Source organism: Methanolobus psychrotolerans (assembly GCF_002243045.1).
GTDB lineage: Archaea > Halobacteriota > Methanosarcinia > Methanosarcinales > Methanosarcinaceae > Methanolobus > Methanolobus psychrotolerans.
In genome coordinates this window covers 87,248-107,907 of sequence record NZ_MBKP01000003.1, presented here as the reverse complement: position 1 = coordinate 107,907, position 20,660 = coordinate 87,248, and the positions used below count along the sequence as shown (strand labels likewise).

Annotated in this window: 21 protein-coding genes; 12 read left to right on the top strand and 9 right to left on the bottom strand. The window is 40.2% G+C overall.

Annotated features, from left to right (window positions below):
• A partial coding sequence (locus BB781_RS01005; protein ID WP_129582594.1) for a zinc ribbon domain-containing protein occupies positions 1-249 on the top strand: 249 nt, incomplete at its 5' end.
• A gap of 38 nt (positions 250-287) precedes the next feature.
• Here BB781_RS01005 and BB781_RS01000 read toward each other — a convergent pair.
• Positions 288-668 (bottom strand): class I SAM-dependent methyltransferase, encoded by a 381-nt coding sequence (locus tag BB781_RS01000; protein ID WP_277985472.1) that lies wholly within the window; start codon positions 666-668, stop codon positions 288-290.
• Positions 669-1,088: 420 nt separating this feature from the next.
• Between BB781_RS01000 and BB781_RS00995 the strand changes: the two genes are divergently transcribed.
• The 7 genes from BB781_RS00995 to BB781_RS00965 all read left to right on the top strand — a co-directional run bounded on the left by BB781_RS00995 (position 1,089) and on the right by BB781_RS00965 (position 5,930).
• On the top strand, positions 1,089-1,517 hold the full coding sequence (locus tag BB781_RS00995) for a hypothetical protein (RefSeq protein ID WP_094226633.1): 429 nt from the start codon (positions 1,089-1,091) through the stop codon (positions 1,515-1,517).
• 101 nt (positions 1,518-1,618) lie between these two features.
• Positions 1,619-2,665: a metal-dependent hydrolase gene (locus BB781_RS00990; RefSeq protein ID WP_094226632.1), complete on the top strand. Its 1,047-nt coding sequence runs from the start codon at positions 1,619-1,621 to the stop codon at positions 2,663-2,665.
• Positions 2,666-2,801: 136 nt separating this feature from the next.
• Positions 2,802-3,140 (top strand): hypothetical protein, encoded by a 339-nt coding sequence (locus tag BB781_RS00985; RefSeq protein ID WP_094226631.1) that lies wholly within the window; start codon positions 2,802-2,804, stop codon positions 3,138-3,140.
• A gap of 267 nt (positions 3,141-3,407) precedes the next feature.
• Positions 3,408-3,704, top strand: a complete 297-nt coding sequence (locus BB781_RS00980) for a hypothetical protein (protein ID WP_094226630.1) — start codon at positions 3,408-3,410, stop codon at positions 3,702-3,704.
• 17 nt (positions 3,705-3,721) lie between these two features.
• Complete coding sequence (locus BB781_RS00975; protein WP_094226629.1) at positions 3,722-4,405, top strand: molybdopterin-dependent oxidoreductase; 684 nt, start codon at positions 3,722-3,724, stop codon at positions 4,403-4,405.
• An 88-nt stretch (positions 4,406-4,493) separates the two neighbouring features.
• Complete coding sequence (locus BB781_RS00970) at positions 4,494-5,240, top strand: ABC transporter ATP-binding protein (protein ID WP_094226628.1); 747 nt, start codon at positions 4,494-4,496, stop codon at positions 5,238-5,240.
• A gap of 15 nt (positions 5,241-5,255) precedes the next feature.
• Positions 5,256-5,930, top strand: coding sequence for a heme exporter protein CcmB (locus tag BB781_RS00965; protein ID WP_094226627.1), 675 nt, complete (start codon positions 5,256-5,258; stop codon positions 5,928-5,930).
• A gap of 345 nt (positions 5,931-6,275) precedes the next feature.
• Here the strand turns inward: BB781_RS00965 and BB781_RS00960 are convergent, their stop codons facing one another.
• From BB781_RS00960 to BB781_RS00940, 5 genes are all read right to left on the bottom strand, one after another.
• Entirely contained in the window at positions 6,276-6,887 is a 612-nt protein-coding gene (locus BB781_RS00960; RefSeq protein WP_094226626.1) for an ABC transporter ATP-binding protein, read from the bottom strand.
• On the bottom strand, positions 6,877-7,854 hold the full coding sequence (locus BB781_RS00955) for an oligopeptide/dipeptide ABC transporter ATP-binding protein (protein WP_094226625.1): 978 nt from the start codon (positions 7,852-7,854) through the stop codon (positions 6,877-6,879). The genes BB781_RS00960 and BB781_RS00955 overlap by 11 nt, the downstream gene beginning before the upstream one ends.
• 51 nt (positions 7,855-7,905) lie before the next feature.
• Positions 7,906-8,763 carry an ABC transporter permease gene (locus BB781_RS00950; protein WP_094226624.1) on the bottom strand — a complete coding sequence of 286 codons (858 nt, stop codon included), beginning with the start codon at positions 8,761-8,763 and terminating at the stop codon, positions 7,906-7,908.
• The gene (locus BB781_RS00945) at positions 8,760-9,749 is read right to left on the bottom strand and encodes an ABC transporter permease (protein WP_242492486.1); all 990 of its coding nucleotides are present in this window, start codon (positions 9,747-9,749) and stop codon (positions 8,760-8,762) included. Before BB781_RS00945 ends, BB781_RS00950 begins: the two co-directional genes overlap by 4 nt.
• A gap of 123 nt (positions 9,750-9,872) precedes the next feature.
• Positions 9,873-11,492: an ABC transporter substrate-binding protein gene (locus tag BB781_RS00940; RefSeq protein ID WP_094226623.1), complete on the bottom strand. Its 1,620-nt coding sequence runs from the start codon at positions 11,490-11,492 to the stop codon at positions 9,873-9,875.
• Positions 11,493-11,822: 330 nt separating this feature from the next.
• On the opposite strand from BB781_RS00940, the gene BB781_RS00935 reads away from it, so the two are divergent.
• Complete coding sequence (locus BB781_RS00935) at positions 11,823-12,011, top strand: hypothetical protein (RefSeq protein WP_094226622.1); 189 nt, start codon at positions 11,823-11,825, stop codon at positions 12,009-12,011.
• A gap of 177 nt (positions 12,012-12,188) precedes the next feature.
• Positions 12,189-12,899 carry a cytochrome c biogenesis protein gene (locus BB781_RS00930; RefSeq protein ID WP_094226621.1) on the top strand — a complete coding sequence of 237 codons (711 nt, stop codon included), beginning with the start codon at positions 12,189-12,191 and terminating at the stop codon, positions 12,897-12,899.
• A gap of 395 nt (positions 12,900-13,294) precedes the next feature.
• Here the strand turns inward: BB781_RS00930 and BB781_RS00925 are convergent, their stop codons facing one another.
• A complete protein-coding gene (locus BB781_RS00925; RefSeq protein ID WP_094226620.1) occupies positions 13,295-13,699 on the bottom strand; it encodes a hypothetical protein in 405 nt (134 codons plus the stop codon).
• Positions 13,700-13,863: 164 nt separating this feature from the next.
• On the opposite strand from BB781_RS00925, the gene BB781_RS00920 reads away from it, so the two are divergent.
• Positions 13,864-14,964 (top strand): NADH:flavin oxidoreductase, encoded by a 1,101-nt coding sequence (locus BB781_RS00920; protein ID WP_094226619.1) that lies wholly within the window; start codon positions 13,864-13,866, stop codon positions 14,962-14,964.
• Here the strand turns inward: BB781_RS00920 and BB781_RS00915 are convergent.
• Positions 14,937-15,608: an HAD family hydrolase gene (locus tag BB781_RS00915; protein ID WP_094226618.1), complete on the bottom strand. Its 672-nt coding sequence runs from the start codon at positions 15,606-15,608 to the stop codon at positions 14,937-14,939. The genes BB781_RS00920 and BB781_RS00915 overlap by 28 nt on opposite strands.
• Before the next feature lie 193 nt (positions 15,609-15,801).
• On the opposite strand from BB781_RS00915, the gene BB781_RS00910 reads away from it, so the two are divergent.
• The gene (locus BB781_RS00910) at positions 15,802-19,692 is read left to right on the top strand and encodes an S-layer protein domain-containing protein (RefSeq protein WP_164997740.1); all 3,891 of its coding nucleotides are present in this window, start codon (positions 15,802-15,804) and stop codon (positions 19,690-19,692) included.
• 50 nt (positions 19,693-19,742) lie between these two features.
• Here BB781_RS00910 and BB781_RS00905 read toward each other — a convergent pair whose 3' ends face one another.
• Positions 19,743-20,642: a bile acid:sodium symporter family protein gene (locus BB781_RS00905; protein ID WP_094226616.1), complete on the bottom strand. Its 900-nt coding sequence runs from the start codon at positions 20,640-20,642 to the stop codon at positions 19,743-19,745.
• Between the last annotated feature and the right edge of the window lie 18 nt (positions 20,643-20,660).

Genomic DNA, 20,660 nt, shown 5'->3' with positions numbered 1-20,660 from the left:
GGTAAGTTTGTAGAATTAGTCAATCCATGTAATACATCACAACTTTGTAGCAAATGTGGTCAAAAAGTCGAAAAATCATTAGCGGTGAGAATACATAATTGCCCTCACTGCGGATTAGTTATTGACCGTGACCATAATGCTGCTATTAATATTCTAAATCGTGCTGTAGGAACTACAGTTCAAGCTTGTGGAATTAAATCAATAGATTTGATGATGAAGCAAGAAGCCACCCTATTCATAGGATGGTAGTTCACTCTGCACTCTAATTAATTCCTTTACGGTTTGGATCAGATAAGCCTGAAAACATCTGACAATGCCATATTCTTTACATCAATAACATCAAGATCTGCCTTTTTGATATTTTCAACAGTTTTACGATTAATATTAACGCCGGTTATTGATTTAGTTATCGGATTAACCAGGTCTTCGATAAAAGCAATGAATCTGTTTTCACTTCTCATGTGTTCAAGGTTGATACCTATGCCATCTGGCTTACAGACTCGCTTCATTTCTCTTAGCGAGATAACCGGATCAGGGATGGAGCACAACACAAAAGTCGTCATGACATAATCAAAATTCCCGTCCTTAAATCCAAGTTTCTCGGCATCCATCAGGAACAGGGATACGTTATTCCTATTATTCAGTTCCTTTTTCACATTTGAGAGCATTTTGTCGCTTTTTTGCCGTTTATATCTACCCCGACAACCTCACAACCAGCCTGATAGTAAGGCATATTTTTTCCAGTTCCTATTCCCACATCCAGCACCCTGCCTGAGAGTCCGGAAAAAAGCTATTTTCTCCATTTACTGAACCACATAAGTTCCATTGGAATTTCCATAATGTCATACACATAGGAGATGCGGTTGTATTTAGAAATGATAGGCATACATTTTTGTTTGATATTATTTGCTTAAACAATCTATGATAATGCTTGATGAGTGCGATTTGGTATATTTACTCAATTTGGCATACATTCATACCTCTATTCTCCTATCATGGTTCTCATCATGGCATCATCGCTTTTTTAAAAGCTCTCTTATACAATGAGATATTACTTTTCAGAAGGAAGTATTAGGAAGGATATCAGCATGGTCTTGAAACAGGAAGAATTCTGGGAAAGGGATAATTTTCTGGTTGTAACCGATGGTACAAAACCTGCCATAAAGTGGACGGTTGATGAACTCAAAAAAAGAGGAAAAGTAGTTAATGTTCTTGACTACTCTGATAAACCTGTGGAAGGTTCGATTCTGGATATTTCATCAGTTCCGGATGGTGTAAAGAATGTCGTCATCGGCATTACAAAAAAAGAGCCTGCCAGGGTTATTGAGAAACTGGCTGAAAAAGGAATCATTGATTTCTGGGTGCACTGGAAGACCGATACATGTGACGTCAAACATCTTGAGTATGAACCGGGCCTGAATATAATTACAGGAAGATGTCCTATGATGTATCTGGGCAGTGGTGCAAGTATGCACGGCTTTCACAGGTTCGTTGCAAAGGCTCTTGGAAAATACTGACAGTGCCTTACTTACTTGCATACTTACTTACGTGACCTGATTGCATCCTGCACATATAATATGAATGATAACATCTTCTTTAATGATGAAAAGATGGTAAGATGGTAAATACCCTTTCACATCTGGGTATCGGACTTTTGATAGCATCAGTTGCAGGGCTGAACAGCAGGCAGATCAAGATAGTTGCTTTCATGGCAATATTGCCTGATCTTGATTTTATACTGAATGCAATATTGATATTAATTGATCAAAGTCTCAGTCACCATACCTACAACACCCTGTATTACCTGATGGGTCACCGCGAGTTCATGCATTCGATCATTTTTGCGTCTCTTATAACGTTATATATCTGGTTCAAAGAAAGGGACATACCATTAACAATGGCCTCGGCTGCAGCGATATTCAGTCATATATATTTAGACTATGTCACAAGCTGGAAAATGAGGCCGTTCTTTCCGTTGGTGATGGATTCCTCGACAATAGGGGCCATTGATTTCTTTGACCCTGTTGTTACAGTGATCTCATTCATACCTATAGTATACTTGCTAGCAGAGCATGCAAAAAAGAATGGAAGATTGAAAAAAGGCAATAAATGGTTCCTTGCGTTTGCAACAGGCAAGTATGAAACATTTTACAGGAACCTTCTCATACTATTCACAATCTGGTGCATGCTTAACCCTCTCACAAAAGTATTGCTTATAGGTCATGTTGAGGAAATTGAAGGACACAGCATAGATTACCAGAGTTCTTACCCCATATCTCCGGGTAGGTTTCTGTCTGCATATTCTTACAATGACACTCATTACAGGATATTCACATCAAGCTACTGGTCAGGAATCGAAAAAGGGACATTTATCCACAAATACCAGGGCAATGAAGATCAATTCATGGAATATTCAACAAAAGCGAAAACATTGTATGATGCAAGTCTTCCCGGGGAGATAGATTATCCTGTATACAATGTTTCAGCTTCCGAAACGAATGTAACAGTAACTCTCAGTGATGCACGGAACCTTTATGCACAATACTGGGCTTACTTTAAAACCGAATATATATTTGTTTTTGATAATGAAACTGGAACGTACAATGTGTACATACAAAGGAATGTCCCATATAATAAACCAGTATCTATGAACCATTTTGAGTAATTCTGTGAACATAGAGTTCCGTATTAAGTACACGCTAATTTTATTCCTGTACATCTTTCTAAAAATACCTACAAACTCCTTATATATGGGTTCATAATTAGTACTGATTGCAATCAATTGCAAGGAGATTGGAATTTTGAGGGAAACTGAAAGCAATATGGTTATGGATATTAAAGTTCATGAATTCGTTGACAAGGATACATGGCATCTGCACCTTGCCCTGCACGCAAACAATGTGTTGCTAGGAGTGGCGTTTGCAAACCTTGGTAACTCTAAATATGATTATGAAACCGTGATAGCTGCAATACAAAGCCTGAAAAATGAATATTACAAGGCGATAGGTTCTCCTATGAGATACCAGGAAGGCAGAATTATATTCCTGCCTGCAGATCCGGGGTTAGTAGCAAAAGAGTCACAGAAGGTACATGGCACGGAGATGGCACATGTTCCTTATGCAGGTAAAGCAGTGGCTTAATCACATTAATATGAATGCTGGCACCAACGATCCCCTCAGATAGAATGCATCCTCTTGCATTAATAACTTGTTTGCTTTCAAAACATGTTTGCTTTCAAAACGCCAGCATTTATATTTTCTTAAAAGAAAGCATGCTTATTATTTGATTTTCATGTTTTAATTTTACTTTGACCTCCTTTTTTTGTAATGGGTTTTTGTATTCCGTTTCATATGGCAAAATACATTTAACATTATACTTTCATACACAATTCAAGGAGGAGTTGGGCAATGCTGAATGATGATGAACTGGATGACTTATTAACTGCAAAACCTTCTGAAAGAGAGCGTGTAAAAACTGAGCATGAGCTTATACATAAAACAGCTTCTCATCCTGTAAGGAGGCAATTGATCAGGGAAATAGGTGCTTTTGGAGCCACAAAAGCTGAGCTTCTTGAAAGGACTGAACTTGATGGCAAAGTTTTCAAATATCATACTGAATTCCTGATCAACGGTGAGTTCCTGAATATCATGGAAGATAAGTACTTCTTAAGCGACAAAGGGCTCGAGCTTCTGGCCAATATTTAACGAATGAGTGGTTCTGTATGGTTGGTAAAAGGCAGGTCAGGAATGCATTTATTGCATTCATTGCGGTCATTTTTATTTTCTTCGTGTCAGTGTTTACATCCGGCTGTGTGGAAGACTTGCAGGAAGAAACCAATACTTCCGGTGAAGCAACAACTTTTGAAGGAAAAGAACTCACGCCCATCTCAAAACAACGTAACAATGCTATTGAAGGTACCCAGTACATTGATAAGGATACATACGAACTCAGGATCTACGGAATGGTTGAACAATCCCTGAACCTGAGTTATGAACAGTTGCTTGCTTATCCTTCAATAACAAGGTTCATACGTCTGGATTGTGTGGAAGGCTGGGGATTTGATGCTAAATGGACTGGTGTGGCCATAAATACACTGTTCAATGATACCGGTGTTAACAGTAGTGCAACGACTGTTATATTCTATTCTTCAGACGGCTATTCCACATCTCTTGAACTGGATTACCTTGTAGAAAATGATATCATGCTTGCTTACAAGATTAATGACATAACCCTCCCTGCTGACAGGGGATTTCCTCTGCAACTCGTGGCTGAGGACAAGTATGGATACAAGTGGGCCAAGTGGATAACTTCCATAGAGGTCACCGATGAACCTTACAAAGGTTATTGGGAGGGTGTAGGATACAGCAACAATGCAGATGTTGGAGGACCTGCTTTTGAGAGATGACATGTATCATCTTTATTTCAGACTTGATATGGAACCAACAGCTTACAGCACAAAACGTTAATCTGTATAAGCCGTAAATATAGTTCCAATGGATAGTATCATCTCAATAACCGGTCTTTCAAAGAGTTTTGGTCACCGCAAGGCGCTGAACAATATCAACCTTGAAATAAAAAAAGGTGAATTTGTTGCGGTCTTTGGTCCAAACGGAGCCGGTAAGACCACTCTTCTTAAGATAATGTCCACAATCATAGAGCCTACCAGGGGAACTGTGCTTGTCAATGGAATTGAAAGCAAGAAAGACCCTTCAGGAATAAGGGGGATGATCGGCGCTATCTCCCACGAGACATACCTCTACGATGAGCTTACGGCAAGGGAGAACCTGGTTTTTTTCTCACGCATGTACGGCATAGAAAAAAACAAAATTGATGAGAGGGTTGAAGTTCTCCTGAAAAGCGTTAGCCTTCTTCAGCGTGCTGATGACAGGGCAGGATCTTTTTCAAGGGGGATGAAACAGAGGCTTTCCATCGCAAGAGCCATGTTACACCGTCCTGCAATACTGCTGATGGATGAACCCTATACCGGACTTGACCAGCATGCGGCTGAGAATTTTGAACATGTCCTCATGAATACAGGAAGTTCAGAGGTAACCCGGATAATGATCACACATAACATTGAACGGGCTTTTGGACTATGCGATCGCATGCTGATACTGGACCGGGGGGAGATACGGCTCGATAAACCTAAAAAGGATATTGGCAGTGTTGAGCAATTCAGGGAAAAGTACCTTTCAATCGTGCAAAAGGATACTGACGCAGAGGGTACAGGTAATTTATAGGGCAGTGTGATACCAATGATGAAAAGCCTCTATATTGCAGCAAAGGACCTGAAATCAGAGTTTCGCACAAAACAGATGCTCAATTCCATGCTTATATTTTCGCTAGTAGTTATTGTTATCTTTAGCATCTCATTTGGTGATCTGCTCAGCCAGCCGGATATGGTTGCAAAACTTGCTCCGGGTGTGCTCTGGATAGCTTTCACCTTTGCAGGTACACTGGGACTCTCACGTTCCTTTGCTGGTGAGATGGAGAACGGTTGTCTTGAAGGCTTAAAACTCTCTCCAATTGACCGGAGTTCTATCTACACCGGAAAGACAATATCAGGTGCATTCCTGATGTTTACAGTTGAACTCCTTACGATCCCCATTTTCATTGTGCTTTTCAACTACAATATAACCGGCATAATCGGACTTGCAATTGTTATTTTTCTTGGGACTGTGGGTTTCATGAGCGTGGGAACCCTGCTGTCGGCACTTTCAGCAAGCACAAGAGCAAGGGAGATCATGCTTCCAGTGCTTCTGCTTCCGCTGATAATTCCTGTTATAATTCCGGCTGTTATGGCAACAGGAACGATACTCACTGATGGCGGCATTGGTGATATTGCTTCAGAACTTCGGTTGTTGATTGTGTATGATTTGATATTCTTTGTCGTGGGGCAGCTTGTGTTCGAATATACTGTGATGGATTAGGATTTCTGATAAATCGGAATAAATCCGACTTTGTAGAAAACCTGTTAATTGCAACTTAGAACTCAGCAATTTTCAATAACTGTATTATTTCGATGGCCTTTAGAATGGTAGTGGAGGAAAGTGCCGCCTGCGGCGGATGGTCATGTTGTTCTTTGTTTGTCAATGATTTTTTGTAGAGCTATCTGAAACAGAGGGCAGGGGACAATAAGTTTGACTGATTGATGGTCATGAATACTTAAATCATCCCGGAGGGTCCCGGCAAAGCCGGCACGATCCGAAAAGATAAATAAAAAATTTATATTCCTCAACTCTTTTTCTGCATGCCGATACTTTAAAAACTATTACTCAACACCCATTCAGATCAGACATGTACAGAACATCATGACATAATCTATTGATCAGACTTTTATCATGACTTACAACAAGAACTCCGATATCCAGTTCTTCAACGATACCTAAAATGCTCTCCCATATCTGAGCCTGTGTAATGGCATCCACCATGGTGGTTATTTCATCTGCTATCAGGAATTTAGTTTTTGATCCCAGAGCTCTTGCAAGAGCAAACCTTTGAAGTTCTCCTCCTGAAAGCTCATTAGGCCACCTGTTAAGCCAGTTCTCTTTAATTCCAAAAGCTTCCAGAATATCCTGTGAAACATCATGTCCTTCTTTCAGGATATCTTTCATTTTCCATTTTGGATTAACAGCTTTCTCAGGGTGCTGAAAGATCAGTTGCACCGGATTATATCCATTTGATGGAATTCTACTTCCATCTATGGATACGTTCCCTCTGTAATTCTGTTCATATCCAGCAAGTATTTTACATAGGGTTGATTTACCACATCCGCTATCCCCTACCAGGCCCAATATTTCTCCGCTACCAAGGGAAATATCCACATTCTGTAAGATTAAATCACTCTCTTTGTAGCCGAAACTGATAGTTTCACCTTTAAGATACATTGTTGCACCTCACCATTCCGCCATTACATATTTTTAAATCGGGAACGCATTTGGAGCAGACTTCGTTCCTTGTGGAGCATCTTTCATAAAAGAAGCATCCTTCAAGTACTTCATCCTGCATTGGTTGATGACCTTTTATGGCCCGGAACTTGTTTTGTGGCAAAGCATTCCATAATGCCCTTGTATATGGATGCCTTAATTTCTCTCCTTCACCTGTAAAATCATCTGTATTTGCAATCTCTAAGATGGTGCCAGCGTAAAAGATAGCTATCTTGTCAGAGATCTTTAATGCAGCTTCTATATCGTGAGTGATGAGAATAACTGCATATCCTCTGTTTGCCATATCTTTGAAATAGCTCAAAGTTTCATTCAAATTATTTTCGTCAAGCCCCGGTGTTGGTTCATCTGCGATCACAATCTTTGAAGAACGCATCACAGCAGTAGAAACAAGGACTCTTCTGAGCATTCCTCCCGAAAGTTCGTGAGGGAACATCCTTTCAACTTCAGGTTTCAGGTCATACTTTCGGAATATCTCTCTCTGAAGCTTCATTCTGGAATCTGCGTTTTTTGCATCAACACTTCCTATGATCTGACTGGAAATCCTCATCAAAGGATCAAGATATGTAGTTGACTGGGGAATAAGGACTATGTCTTTGCCTCTAAGTTCCTCTTTTTTCTTCTGTGTCAGGTCATGACCGTCATATTCCATAGCGCCACTAAGCTTTGCATTCGATGGAAGAATTCCTAAGATCGCATGTGCCAGCAGGCTTTTTCCGGAACCGCTGGAGCCTACGACTGCTAATATCTCACCACTGTAAGCTTCCATGCTCAGATTGGATATCACTTTGAGGTCGGTTTGCCTGAGTCCTGAGGCATATTGAGTGAAAGAAAGGGAAATATCCTTAACCTTTAGCAGAGCCTCTGTTTTCCCCCTTTTTTCAACGTTTATTTGAGATGTATTTGTCATACTTCACCTCTTTTAATAATTTGATTGATTTTTATTGAGATTTGTTTTCACTTATTCATGTGCTCTTTTCGGGTCCAGTATCTTTCCGATATTCTCTCCGATCAGGTCAAATGCAAGGATAACGATCAGAAGTGATAATCCGGGGAAGAATGCAAGCCACCAGTATCCTGCAGAGAGATATTTCATTGATTCTGACAGAATAATGCCAATTGCCGGCTGATGTGGTGAAAGCCCGAAACCCAGGAACGTTACTGATGCTTCATGCAGGATTGCATGCGGGAACATTACAATGGTACCCAGTACAAACTGAGGAACCAGATGAGGGAGAATATGGTTTTTAGCTATCCACCACCTGGATCTGCCAAAATTCCTTGATATATGGATATATTCCTGGGTTTTTATCTGCTTGATCTCTGCCCTTACAACACGTGTTAGACTTGTCCAGTGTGTTAATGCAACAGCTATGATAACTCCTGTTGCTCCTCCGCCAAGTCCGATGGATATCAGAATTATTAACAGGAGATGTGGTATTGAAAGGAACAGGTCCACAAGCCAGGATACAATTGAATCTTCAATTTTACCTATGCTTGAAAGCAAACCTAAGATCACACTCAGCACAGTACTGATAGAGGAAGCAAGTGCTCCGATAACTATACTCAATCCCAGTCCCCCAAGAGTTCGTATAAACATGTCTCTCCCCATCCAGTCTGTTCCAAACGGATGTTCCAGGGAAGGAGCAAGGTTCTTTGATCCAAAATCAGTGGACAATGCACTATCGTCTATGAACGTGCTGGAAACCACTATTGAAATTAACAACATTGACAAACAGCTTATTAGCAAAATGGTTTTTTGCCTCAGGTTGAACCCGTTGAACAGTCCTCTGTTAACAGTCACAACAGTAGTACTCATGTTTTCATCTCCTGCTGTTTTATTCTGGGGTCAACGAATTCGTAGATAATATCAGCTATCAGGTTTCCTGAATAGACAAACACGGCGCTGACTATAACGATCGCTAAAAGCAGAGGAACATCAGATCTTAAACCTGCTGCCACTGCAGCCTGACCTATACCCGGATATGAGAATACCTGCTCAACCAGAACAGCGCCACCAAACAATTCACTGAATCCTAAGAACTGCAATGTGATGGCCGGAAGTGCAACATTCCTGATTCCATGCCTTTTTACCAGGTCAAATCCTTTTTCTCCTCTTGCTTTTGCAAATAGCACATAATCGCTTGACATGACCTCAATTAATTTTTCACGGGTGAACATCGCAATCGAAGCGACTCCAAGCAAACTCAGGGTTATAGTCGGGAGGATCAAATGATGGATACGATCAAAAAAAGTCACATCTTCACTTGCAACACCTATAGGCACACTAAGTCCCACAGGGAACCATCCCAAATTCACTGCAAATATCAATAAGAAGATCAACGCCAGCCAGAATGTAGGAGCAGCGAGCAGAATATAACAGTAAACTTTTATTGCTTTATCGATCAAGGTTCCGTTCGTCATTCCGGCTACAATTCCTAAAATGAACCCCAATACTCCTGATAGCAGCCATGAAGAAGCCATGAGCAGCAGAGATGCTGCGAATCGTTCTTTAACAACATCTGTCACAGGCATCCTGTATATCAGTGAAGTGCCAAGATCTCCTTTAAGTATGTTTTCCGCCCAATTCAGGAATTTTTCATGTGCAGGAGTATTAACTCCCCAGTATTCTTCAAGCTTTGCTTTTTGTTCTGGCTGTATACTCATTTCCCCGATATAAGCCCTGACAGGATCTATGGGAGACTGCTCTACGATCCAGAAGCTGGCAATACAAACAACAATTAAAAGGAAAACCAGTTTGATGGTTTTTTTCCCCATAAAAATACCTAATTTCCTGTAATTCACTTTCTTTAACCTCCAATCTCCGTTAAGACAAATTTGTGGTTTCTGATTTTTGAAAAACCTGTAAAATTATAAAAAAAGGTTGAACTGAGGATAATTTACCCTCAGTTTCATGAAACCTCAAATTTAGTTTTCCGTACGTTTCCATTCCAGGATATTTCCGAAAATATCAGCACCATGTGGCTGTATTTTAGGAGTTCCTATGTCAAGGTCCTCGTCCATGATGTACAGGTAATCTATTGTTGCCATCCACATCCAGGTAGCATCTCCTTTTGGAGAGAAGCCGGTTTCGCCGTCCCATGCTGCCATTTGCCAGTTTTCATTTGCAACGTCCTGGTCTGAACTGGTTATTGCAGCTCTTAAGTAAGAGTCTACGACCGGATTGTTGTACATTATTATGTTGTTGTAGCTTGATAGGTCGTAGCTTTCACTGTAATATTTTAAGTACAGGTCAGTCGGGTCAAGTGAACCATAACCGAAAACAACCGGAGTTGAAAGAGCAAGTGTATCAATCTTGTCCCAGCTTGCACCCTCTGGTATTATATTAATTCCCAGTTCTTTTGCTTCCTCTGAAACAGCAACAGCAAGAGCCTGTCTTTCCTGTGCGCTGGCAGCGTATAAAAGGGTAAATTCTGCCTTGACTCCGTCCTTTTCTACAATACCATCACCATCGGTGTCTTCCCAGCCGGCATCGCTTAAGATCTTCTTAGCTTCTTCAATGTTACCATCTTCAAGAATAGCTTCCTTGTTTCCATATGGTAATTTGTCAACACCGGTGAACTCTTCTTCACCCTGTCCGTTCAGTGCACCATCGACAAGGGCCTGCCTGTCAATTCCTATGTTCAGTGCTTTTCTGATTGCAATGTCTGAGGTTACATCATTTCCAATTGTGTATCCATCCCCAGATATTTCACCTGTGTCTGGTTGCATCGGGAAACTGATTCCACGGGCGTCAATGGACTCAAGAGCTACTATCTTCATTCCGTCAACTTCCTGATTTGCATAGGAAGCTGGAATTTCAGCTAAGTCTATCTGACCGGATTTAGCAGCTGCAAAAGCAGTATCTGCTTGCATGAATACAATGGTAAGTTTTTTGAAGTAAGGTTCATCTCCATAGTAATCCGGATTTGCTTCCAGAATTACCTGCTGTCCTTTATCCCATTGTACGAATTCATAAGGACCGGAACCGATCGGGTTCTGACCATAGTTCTCATCGTATGCATGCTCAGGGACAATTCCTATCACTGCAAGTTTGTTGATAAATGTAGCCTGATTGTCTTTCAGTTTGAATTCAACAGTATATTCATCTGTAGCTGTAGCTTTTTCCAGCATGGAAAGGTCCACACTTCCGCTGGCATCTGCTGCAGTGTTGAATGTGAATGCTACATCCTCCGTTTTCAGTGGTTCCCCGTCATGGAATTTTACATCGTTCCTTATTGTGACAGTCCATGTAAATCCATCTTCACTAACTGAGTAACCTGTAGCAAGATCGTTGATTAGGGCTCCATTACTATCTTTCTTAAAAAGGGTGCTCTGAATTAACGGTTCATGGTTGTAACCCCATCCTGTAATAGGATTAAATCCTGATTCAGGTTCTCCGCCATGTGTTCCTATTGCTGCAATTAATTCATCTGTTCTTGTTTCTTCAGTACCTGCTATTTCCATATTAGTGTCTGTGCATCCGGAAATTGCAACTACCAGTACTAATAGCATTCCTGCCAGTAAAATGCTTAATGATCTTTTCATTACAAATGCTCCTGCATAGATTTTCCAGCTTCAACTTGATTATTCACATACCCCTGCTTATTTTTAGACTTAAAATCAAAAGCCAGGGAACTAAAGTATTATAAGTGTAGTTATTATTACTATCTAGTAAACGTTTTGTGATAAATTATCTTTATATTTAATACTTTTGTTTTAGTTAGTAACACTACAATCTGTTGAATTTAATTTTGGTATTTTTGAAGTCCATTCTGAACGTTCCAGTTGCCTGTCTGGCAGGTTCTAACGCTATGAATATAAATATGGGATACAATATCCTTAGTAATAGGGTAAAATTCAGGGAGGAGTATGGTTATGGCTGAAAATAATTGTGCAAACTGCAAATTAAGGCAAAAATATGATGAAAAGCCGAAGTCATTTCTGGGACGACTCTGGCGCTGGCACATTAACTTTTGTCCCGGCTGGAAAAAGTATTTTACTTCACTTTCACCAGAAGAAAAATCAAATGTTGCCACTAAATACAATTTTAACAAGTACCAATAATTAGAGTTACATTTGACCTAATCAATCGCTCCAATTGACGTTGGTTTAGTTTCATTCAACCCTTCATGTAGCATCTGCCTCTTAAATTCAAATCTTATACCGGAGAATTGACGGTACTGGAGTCTGATGTATGAAAAGCATTTAAACAAGGAGTTTTAATAAGGCAGAGGAACAAGCATGCTCATTGACAGGAAAAAAGAAAGAATACTTACAATCATCACGGCTCCTGTTATGCTAATTGCCATTTGGATGATATTTTTCTATGTGCCCCAGATGAAAGGCAATGCCGGTGAGATACTTGACAGCAGCTTCAAGATATTCTATTTCCACCTGCCAATAGCCATGGTATCTTATCTTGCATTCACCGTTGTTTTCATTGCCAGTATTATGCACCTTAAAGGAAACAGCAGTAAATGGGACATCGTTGCTCATTCTGCCGCCGAGGTAGGTGTGGTCTTTGCATTCCTCGTACTTGTCACAGGTTCCATATGGGCAAAGGCAACATGGGGATGGTACTGGGTATGGGAGCCGAGGCTTACAACCTCGCTTGCACTTTTCCTCGTTTATCTTGCCTACCTGATGCTTCGTCAGGCACTGGAAGAACCTGAAAAGAGAGCACGTCTTGCGGCTGTCTTTGGAAGCGTGGGTTTTATGTCGGTCCCACTCAGTTTCCTGTCTATCAGGCTGTGGCGCTCGGCCCATCCGCTGATGTTCGGAAGTTCTTCATACGGAAGCAGCGGAGGAGGGCTTGAAGGTAGTTCACTTCAGTTGACACTTGCTGTAAATATGCTGGCTTTTGCATTGCTTTTTGTTTCAATGCTTATCTATAGGATTAATAACGAAGCATTGAAGGAAGAGCTTGAAGAAGCAAAATACAGTCATTCTTAAAACGCATCAATTTGTTTTTTTAGGGTCTGTAAAAATCCTGTTAATTGCAATTTTGAATTAAGCAATTATCAATAATTGCATTGTTTCAGTAGTTTTTAGACTGGTAGTGAAGGAACGTGCCGCCTGCGGCGGATGGTCGTGTTGTTCTTTGTTTACAACTGATCTTTTGCAGAGCTATCATAAACACATGGTGTAGGGAACAATAAGTTTGACTGATCGATGATTATGAATACTAAAACCATCCCGGAGGGTCCCGGCGAAGCCGGCACGATCCGAAAAAATGAATCAGATATTATGTTGCATTAACTTTACTTCTACATTCATATGAGGAACTTAGGAGAGTTCAATATTCTTTAAATTTGATACATTATACACTCATCTTAATTTTCAGGGAATTAAATTTCTAAATTTTGATGCAGTGCTTTTATGAAGCTATCTGCTTTCTCAGGAGACAATTTTCCCATGAATTCTGCAAGTTCTCCGTAATCGCCATCAACATAGTCACCCCATAGCAAAGGAGCTTCTAGTTCTGCCACAATACTTGCAATTGATTCATAGTTTTCTTCACAGTAATCGCACCATTCAGAGCACATGACGAATTTAGCCCATCTTGCTACGTCTAATTCTGAAACTTCATTTCTCTTGTATTTCTCTAAAACACTTATTGCATGTTCTTTACAGATAATTACTGTATGGTAATAATCAGGTGGAGCAAGAGTATGTACATCAATAAAATTAGATAGATCTTCCATTGAAATTGACAAATCCATATATTGTTCAATTATTTTTGGAATATCCATTTAGAATCCCTTCTTTCATCTCCAATATTCCCTTATATTTTGAAATGGATGCTTTCTTTATAAAGTTTTTCTTTTTGTGTAATTTATTATTGAGCTTTACTATGTTCCTGTAACATTACATAATCTAAGAAAAGCATATAAGTTCCTGCTATCAATACTCCTGCATGTTGTTCGAACCTATTATGCTGGGGAATATGGAAGTATCCAATCGTTTTGTACGTTCCGCCACCCATGAGTGGATGGCAGAGCCTGATGGCACGCCAACCGACAGGATTGGTGACATGTATGAAGAGCTTGCACGTGGTGAAGTCGGGCTTATAATCACCGGATATGCATACGTCAATCCGAACGGGAAAAGTGACCGTCTGCAGCAGGGAATATACGATGATAAATTCATCGAACCTTACAGGAAGATAGTCTCAAGGGTACATGAACACGGAAGCAAGATAGTTATTCAGATAGTACACGGTGGCAGGCAGACAATGATAACTGCCGAAAATCCTATTATGCTTGCACCTTCTGCTGTGACTAATAAAAGGAACGGCATGACCCCTGAGGAAATGACAGAAGAGGAAGTGCTTCAGACGATCGAGGACTTTGCCAACGCTGCCAGAAGGGCAAAAGAAGCAGGTTTTGACGGAGTCCAGTTACATGTGGCGCATGGTTTCCTGCTCAGTAACTTTATCTCACCTTACACGAACAGGCGAAAGGACAGATGGGGTGGTTCAACTGAGAAAAGGACACAGATCATCTTTGACATAATCGACAGGATACATGAGATAATCGGCGATGAATTCCCGATACTTGTCAAGCTCAATGCAACCGATGGATTCCCAAAAGGCACCAAGAATGTCCTTGATGCACCGGAATGCGTTGAGATAGCAAAGCTCCTTGCTGCAAATGGTGTCTGTGCTATCGAGGTAAGTGGTGGCATAGTTGAAGCTGGGCAGGAGATGTTCAGGAGCAAAATTAAGACTGCTGATGCAGAGGCATATTACAAAGACTATTCTAAAATGATAAAGGAAGCATTGGATGTGCCTGTAATAGTTGTAGGCGGCATACGCTCTAGGGCTGTCATGGAACAGTTGCTTGATGAAGGATATGCCGATATGGTGTCGCTTTGCAGACCTCTCATTTGTGAACCTGACCTTGTGGCAAAGATCAGAAGTGGCGAGACAGAGGTCGCAAAATGTGTATCATGCAACCTGTGTTCCGATGAGAGCGGGATAAAGTGCAACTATAATTTTGACCGGGCACACTCATAAGATGGTTCCAGTTCATTCAGGAACTCTACAAGGCGGGTGTGGTTCTCAATAATCATGTCTGCCTGATGGAATTTTTCAGCATCAAGATATGTGGGTATTGCCAGACAGCATATCCCTGCACCCTTTGCAGATTCAACTCCCATGGGTGCATTCTCTATCACTATTGCTTCATGGCTTGAAATTCCAAGCATTTCAATGGCTTTGAGATATGGGTCTGGATCCGGTTTTCCACGATGAACATCATCTGCTGTAACTATGACGCTAAATGTTCCCGGATACAGCGAATCAATAATATCATGGACTATCGGCCTGTCAGAACCTGAGACTACTGCAAGGTCGAATCTGCCTTTAAGGCCGCTGAGACACTCCTGCATCCCTTCAAAAACCTTGAATTCCGCTATCCTGTTAAATTCTGCAATATATCTCTCAACGATATCCGATATGTCAAATCTGGATGAATCTCCACCTCCCTTTTCAAGCAGAAATCTCACGATGTCAACAGTCCTTTCACCTTCCCTCTCGAAGATGTCCTGCTTATCCATCTCAACGCCAATTTCGTCAAAAATATGCTGGACAGCTTCCGCATGATCTGACATCGAATCAACCAGCACGCCATCCATATCGAATATTACAGCCTTTAACAAATCATCACCATTGTGGAGGAAGCATCGGTTTGCATTCTATAAACTTGTTTTGTCGTCGATTTATTGTCACTTTCCCTCCATCAATTTTGTGAGTTTATTTGTGGGTCTTGGTAGATGATTTTTAAACAACCCAATATCTATTTCGATGTGCTTTTATATCTTGCAAAACTATTTCATAATGGTGTTACAGTTTATGAGATTTTTAAAAAACGTATCAATTATGGTAACTCTAATGTTTTCTCTCTTCATTCTTATACAAAATCCAGTTAATGCGGCAGTTCTAACTGTAAGTCCAGAAGGTGCAAATTATTCTTCAATACAGGGTGCAGTTAATAATGCAAATACCGGGGATACAATCCTCGTTTATCCTGGTACGTATCATGAGAACGTGGATGTGGGAAAGCAACTGAACATCATGTCAACAGACGGAGCCAAGGTTACGCATGTTATTGCTGAGTATGCAGATAATCATGTTTTTAATGTGACTGCCGATGGAGTGACGATAGATGGTTTTAATGTAAGTGGGTTTACAGAATATTCCAAAGCAGGAATCTATTTGGATTCCTCCAACATCACGCTGACAAATATTAATGCAGTAAACAATACTTGGGGCATTTACCTGGATTCTTGCAGAAACAGCACACTGACAAATAACAATGTAGCAAACAATAGTTACGACGGTATAATTCCGTACTATTCCAGCAACATCACGCTTACAAACAACATAGCAGCAAACAACCAGTTCGGCATACGTCTCTATTATTCTACTAACAACACACTAACAGACAACACTGCAACAAACAACAGCCATCGTGGTATAATTCTTGTTGACTCAAGCGACAACACGCTAGTAAACAACACAGCATCAAACAACGATTATGGTATATATCTGAGTTCTTCCAGCGACAATATACTTGTGAACAACATAGCAGTAGACAATTCCGAGGATGGTATATACCTGTTCTATACCAGCAATAACAACATGCTGAAAGGAAATATCGCTTCAAACAATGCAAACAGTGGAATATGGATGTATTGTTCCTTTTACAATAAGGTGGTGGGTAACTCAGTATCAAACAACAATGAGTGCGGCATCTATCTGTATTCCTGCCTTGACAACCTGATCTACAACAACTTTTTCAACAACACCGTAAACCGTAGGTTTAATGAAGTCTTATATCCCACCAGCAACATCTGGAACATCAATAAAACCGCAGGTACCAATATCGTAGGTGGTCCTTACCTTGGAGGAAACTACTGGGCAAGGCCGGATGGTTGGGGATTCAGCCAGAGATATGAAGATATTGATGGGGATGGAATCTGTAATGCTATTTATGATCTAAGCTATACTCTGGGTAGTGACAACAAAGATTGTCTTCCTCTTGCATCATGGAGTACTGGAGATGTGATTTATCCTGTTGCTTCATTCACTACGGACATTAGTGAAGGCACTGTTCCTCTAACGGTTCAATTCATTGATACCTCAACGAATACAACTTCCTGGTCATGGGATTTAGGCGATGGATACACTTCAACTGAACAAAATCCGGTATACACATATGGTTCTGCAGGCTTTTACAACGTTACTTTGACAGCTGTTAATGACGATGGTTCTGATACAGTAACCACAGCAATCACAGTTTACCCACAGACATATTACACAGGTAACAGAGTATGGGATGAGAACGCTGATCAATGTGATGATTATTACATCTGGAATGCAAAATCATTTTCAGGATTTTTCTATGATCTTGACTCTGGACTCAGCTCAGAAAGCATGACTATTTACAATATAAACCGTTCTCTGGATGATGGAGATATTGTTTACCAGACAGGACCAATTGAAACTGATTTTGAGTATGATGATTGGGGATCATACCAACTGCTTCCTTTCATGACAGAGAAGTACTTTGCTGGATACACTGATGAAACTGAGATCGATGGTGTTGATGAAGTGAGTATGCTAGTATCAGGTCAATTATCAAAGATTCTAATCGATGATGATGAAACGAAATATGTTAATGTGTCTTCTTCCCTTGAACTTGAAGACGGTTACTCACTTAATATTGTCGAGGTTGATACAAATGGTGGAAGTGTATATGTCACTCTTTCAAAAGATGATATTAACCTTGGCAGTGCCATCGTCTCCAACGGAGATGATTATGTATATAAATGTAATTTTAGAGATGTTGTACTAGTTGCTGTTCATTTCAATGAAGCATTTATTGATAATGAATCAAAAGGTGTGATTATCGAAGGTGTCTTCCAAATAGAAGATGTATACGTGGATATTGATACCGGGGATGTATATGGAAACATGGAGCTAACTACTATAAGTTCTGACTTGATTGAAATGGAAAATGATTGTGAAATTCTGTTAAGTAAAGGAAGTACAGTAAACATGATGGAGAATATAAATATCCTAGTTGCTGACAACAATGACCTTAGGTTTGCTCCATTTGTAAGTGTAGCTGAAAATGAGACCTACGAACTTCGTGGTACAATTGCAGAAGGTTCTGAGCTTCTTGCATGGACACCTCTAAACTTTGAAGGTTTTTATTATGATTTTGACGAAGGCATAAAAACAGAAACCCTTGAACTAAAATCTATATCCAACAGAACCATCGATGATGGTGACCTCATTTATACAACTACTCCTGCATCTGTTGAGTTCGAGCATTCTGAATGGGGATATTTCCAGATAATGAGCTTTATGGCAGAGAAGTATTTTGCAGGTTATACAGATGACACGTATATTGATGGTCTTGATGAAGTAAATTTGTTGTTAACAGGTCATCTTTCGAAGCTACTCATAAATGATGATGATAGTTTTATGATTTATTCAGATTCATCCTTAATTTTTGAAGAAGATTATGTGCTTGATATAACCGAAATTAATACGAGTGCCAATGAAATACTTTTAACTCTTACAAAGAATGGAGAGGAAATTGATAATAGCATAGTTTCCTGTTCAAGTGATTATGTATACTCGCATGATATTGGCAATAATATAAATGTGCCACTCATAGCAGTTCATTTTAAAGACATCATTATTGCCGGGGAAAAGAAAGGTGTCTTCATTGAAGGTTTGTTCCAAATATCAGATCAATTCGTAACATTTACAGATGGTGACAGTTTCGGAAATATGGAAATCACTAGTTACGATGACGATTCTATTGTTTTCAAAAATGAAGATTCAATTTTACTGTCAAAGGGTGCTGTAATTAACATAACTGACAATATAAAGTTTAGAGTAGCTGATAGTAGTGACCTCAGATATTATCCATTTGTTATGGGGGGAACTTCGTCTATAGATAATGAAATAATCACTCAGGAAGATGATGACGAATCTGATACTGAATTATCTGCAATGACTAGTACCTCCTCAGGTGGAAACGGTGGTGGCGGCAGTGGAGGTGGCACCACAGGTGAAGAGTACGAGAACATTGCTTACAAAGATGTCCTCTCTGAATTTGTATCTAAAGGTAGTGTAACATCGTATGAATTTGATGATGGGCGAAATGCCATCGAATACATCAATTTTGAGGCTTTCAGGAACTGGGGAAAGATATCATCTACAATTGAGATGCTACATGGAAGGTCTGCACTTGTGAATGAGGATGCACCTGATGTAGTATACTGTAATGTCAATCTGTGGGTTGGAAAATCAGGTTTCTCAAGTTCAGAGAATATTGATAATCCTGTTGTTGGATTCAAAGTTGAGAAAGAGTGGATTGAAGAGAATGAGATTGATGAGTTTTCTATCAGGTTGTGTAGATATTCTGATGAGAAATGGAGTTATCTCAACACTCAAAAAATAGGTGAAGATGATAATTATGTTCACTTTGAGGCAAGTACTCCTGGATTTTCACCATTTGCAATTGTAGGTAATTCTATAGAGAAAGTTGCAGTTGAAGAAGTAGAACTAAAAGCTACAAAATCTACAGTAGAAGATACTTCTGATGAAAAAGAAGTATCAACGGAACAGATTAGTACATCCAAAAACTGGATGTCAATTGGATTATTGTCCTTTTTGCTGATAGGTGGAATTGTAGGATATTCAATTTACAGGAAACGAGTTTAATTATTCGTTTCTCTGTCCTTAATCAAATCTCTATTATTCAAAAATTAAATTCACTTACTAAACCTATACGCCAAAAACGACCCCATAATATTATGCCATATACTGAATAAAGCGCCCGGAAGAGCCGCCAGTGGAGAGAAATACTTCACCGCCAGTGCGACACTTAGCCCGGAATTCTGCATTCCGACTTCTATGGCTATTGTTCTTGCCTCCTTTTCATCAAGTCCCAGTGTCTTTGAGAACAGGTAGCCGCTGGCAAATCCAAATCCGTTGTGAAGGATGACTGCAACGATCACCAGTTTTCCGGCAACAAGAATGCTTTCCTTGTTCAGGGCGATTATAATCGCAATGATGAAGACTATTGTGGCTACTGATAATGCAGGGAAAGCATCCCTGAATCTTTCGATGTGTTTATCAAAAAATGTGTTAATGATAATTCCGAGTGCTACTGGCACAAGTACTATTTTCACAATACTCAGCATCATACTCCCGACTTCTACCGGTACGGCCTGTCCTATGTAAAGCCAGGTGAGGGCAGGCGTCAGGATGAATGCAAGCAGTGTGGAAACCGATGTGAGTGTAATTGACAGTGCCACATCTCCTTTTGCAAGATAGCAAATAACATTTGATGCAGTTCCTCCGGGACAAGCTCCCAGCAGTACCATTCCTGCCATAATTTCAAGAGGGAGATCCAGGGCGTATGAAAGGATGAATGCGATAAGCGGCATCAGAATATATTGCAATGCGGTTCCGATAACTATGACCTTTGGCCTTTTGAGCACCAGCAGGAAATCATTTGCGGAAAGGGTGACACCCATGCCGAACATCACAACTCCCAGAAGCGGGGTAATGGCACTTTTGTATGGTGAGAAAATGGAAGGATAGACAAAAGCCACAAATGAAAGCAGTATGGCCCATAGCGGGAAGAGGGAGGTGAATTTCCTTATCATCGTAGTACTCCTGAGAAT

Bases quoted from the DNA above. Each gene is read 5' to 3' on its own strand.
- BB781_RS00950 (WP_094226624.1), bottom strand. From the start codon at position 8,763: ATGAGTACTACTGTTGTGACTGTTAACAGAGGACTGTTCAACGGGTTC.
- BB781_RS00925 (WP_094226620.1), bottom strand. From the start codon at position 13,699: ATGGATATTCCAAAAATAATTGAACAATATATGGATTTGTCAATTTCA.
- BB781_RS00965 (WP_094226627.1), top strand. From the start codon at position 5,256: ATGATGAAAAGCCTCTATATTGCAGCAAAGGACCTGAAATCAGAGTTT.
- BB781_RS00990 (WP_094226632.1), top strand. From the start codon at position 1,619: ATGGTAAATACCCTTTCACATCTGGGTATCGGACTTTTGATAGCATCA.
- BB781_RS00980 (WP_094226630.1), top strand. From the start codon at position 3,408: ATGCTGAATGATGATGAACTGGATGACTTATTAACTGCAAAACCTTCT.
- BB781_RS00955 (WP_094226625.1), bottom strand. From the start codon at position 7,854: ATGACAAATACATCTCAAATAAACGTTGAAAAAAGGGGGAAAACAGAG.
- BB781_RS00940 (WP_094226623.1), bottom strand. From the start codon at position 11,492: ATGAAAAGATCATTAAGCATTTTACTGGCAGGAATGCTATTAGTACTG.
- BB781_RS00920 (WP_094226619.1), top strand. From the start codon at position 13,864: ATGTTGTTCGAACCTATTATGCTGGGGAATATGGAAGTATCCAATCGT.
- BB781_RS01000 (WP_277985472.1), bottom strand. From the start codon at position 668: ATGCTCTCAAATGTGAAAAAGGAACTGAATAATAGGAATAACGTATCC.
- BB781_RS00905 (WP_094226616.1), bottom strand. From the start codon at position 20,642: ATGATAAGGAAATTCACCTCCCTCTTCCCGCTATGGGCCATACTGCTT.
- BB781_RS00910 (WP_164997740.1), top strand. From the start codon at position 15,802: ATGAGATTTTTAAAAAACGTATCAATTATGGTAACTCTAATGTTTTCT.
- BB781_RS00975 (WP_094226629.1), top strand. From the start codon at position 3,722: ATGGTTGGTAAAAGGCAGGTCAGGAATGCATTTATTGCATTCATTGCG.
- BB781_RS00970 (WP_094226628.1), top strand. From the start codon at position 4,494: ATGGATAGTATCATCTCAATAACCGGTCTTTCAAAGAGTTTTGGTCAC.
- BB781_RS00930 (WP_094226621.1), top strand. From the start codon at position 12,189: ATGCTCATTGACAGGAAAAAAGAAAGAATACTTACAATCATCACGGCT.
- BB781_RS00960 (WP_094226626.1), bottom strand. From the start codon at position 6,887: ATGTATCTTAAAGGTGAAACTATCAGTTTCGGCTACAAAGAGAGTGAT.
- BB781_RS00935 (WP_094226622.1), top strand. From the start codon at position 11,823: ATGGCTGAAAATAATTGTGCAAACTGCAAATTAAGGCAAAAATATGAT.
- BB781_RS00995 (WP_094226633.1), top strand. From the start codon at position 1,089: ATGGTCTTGAAACAGGAAGAATTCTGGGAAAGGGATAATTTTCTGGTT.